The organism is Endozoicomonas sp. SESOKO4 (genome assembly GCF_024606275.1).
Genome location: NZ_JAHHPS010000522.1, coordinates 1 through 1,787, shown reverse-complemented (window position 1 = coordinate 1,787; position 1,787 = coordinate 1). Strand labels below are relative to the sequence as shown.

The window sequence follows — 1,787 nt, the reverse complement described above, 5'->3', positions numbered from 1 at the left end:
TGATTCAGGAAGCTGTGCAGAACAGTTTCAGAGAGTTTCCATCCAATCGACTTTCACGGGAACAGTTAGCCCGGCAACTCAGTTTTATTCTTTTGGAAATGCAGGAGCGTTTTCTTCGTGGCAAGGCGCTTCGTTCTCTCAGCCACAAGGTAGACCGGCAAAAGCAGAACCCGGAGATTGCCAGAGACCCGGCATTTTCAATCTACCTGTCCATGATGACTAAGGCCTTTAACAATCATCCCACCCTATGGCATACAGACGGCAAACGTCGTCACTATCAGGAAGACCTCTCCGCGCTGTTTATGAAAGCCGCTGATCGTGAAGATTATGGCAATGAGTGGTACCAGCAGATTCGCAGAATTCTGGATGGTGAAAAGCCGGTACCTGTTACATCACCGCCACCCGTTCAGATACCGGTCATGCATTACTCCCCGGATGAAAGTAAAGAGGAAAGCTGGTTTCAATTCATTTTATACAGAGCAATGCTTGGGATGGGCGCTTCGCTTGGCGTGATATCCGCCGGCGTGTTTTGTATGGTGATCTCTCAATATGAAACAGAACCAGCCAGGCAGATGCGGCTGCAGCGGGAGAAGCTGCAAAGAAAGTTAGGCAATGCACTGAACCGACCCGGGCGGAATGATCCGCAGGGAAGGGACTGGAAACCCACCAAATGGGACAGGGAGCAGATCAAAAGAGCTACGGAAGGCTTTGATGAAAAGGTAATTAAAAATGTGTTGATGCAGGCCGGGGTTCTGAATCCTCTTACTTGTAACATGGATTTGGCTGATATCTACATGCAGATATCGCTCACAGAGCTATACAGCCATTTGCGGCAAGAACGCTATATCTGGACAGCAGAAGATGAAAGACGCCGAAGAAGGCAGCAGGAAGAGGAAGAGGAAGAAAGATACTGGGCAGAGACAGAAACGACCCATCAACAAGGCGGAGTGGGGGGGGCATTCGGCGGCTTCACCTACAATTTTTCAAGCAGCGATGGCGGCAGTGGTTCTACCAGCTTTGGTACCTCGACTACAGGAGATGTTCAGAATCGGAGTGCCGACTGGTTCTGAAATTATTCATATGTCTGATTCCGCGCCTGTGGGCCCGGCAGTGTTCCCACCTGCCTGCCGGGCACTTAAGAACCTGAATACAAACTCAACAACTGTTTATCGCTTTCTCTGCCCCTGCCAGTTGATTGCCCTATGCTTCCTGAATTTGTTAAGACATTGGAGTGTCGTATGGTTATTTATCGAATTATCTGGTCTGTGCTGATCAGTTTGATGCTGGTGTCTTCCTGTTGGAGCAGTGTTGATTCATCTGAGCACAAAGCTGTCAGGAATGCCAGGGACAATATCAACAGACTCTATTTTGATTACGTCTTTGCTGAAGAAAATGAGAGGTTATTAAGGGCCATTATGGTTTCAGTTCGGAGAATCTATGACCGCTACGAGCTGGACCATTGGCTGACAGCTGACTCTGGATCGGGCAACCAGACAGAAGTTCGACAGCAGCTCCTCACCAGACTCGTCCAGCAGGCCACCCGGCATGCTATTGCGAATGTCATGGCCAGCGATGAGCCCGATGGCAGTGATCGTTCCATGTTTCATCTCCTGCAGGCATTGAGCACTGCTCCTGCCATGCACGAATCCCGGGTTGTTGCTCATTGGTCCCAAACCCGGCCTGTGATGCTTCAGGGTGTCGTGGCTGATGATCGAATGGACTCCATGGAGGAGCTGATTCAGGAAGCTGTGCAGAACAGTTTCAGAGAGTTTCCATCCAATCGACTT

Annotated in this window: 2 protein-coding genes; both read left to right on the top strand. The window is 49.9% G+C overall.

Translation table 11 applies throughout. From position 1 onward, the window contains the following. The coding region (locus tag KDK16_RS10170; protein ID WP_257275951.1) for a hypothetical protein at window positions 1-1,070 on the top strand (1,070 nt) is incomplete at its 5' end. Window positions 1,071-1,202: 132 nt separating this feature from the next. After that, a partial coding sequence (locus tag KDK16_RS10165) for a hypothetical protein (protein ID WP_257275950.1) occupies window positions 1,203-1,787 on the top strand: 585 nt, incomplete at its 3' end.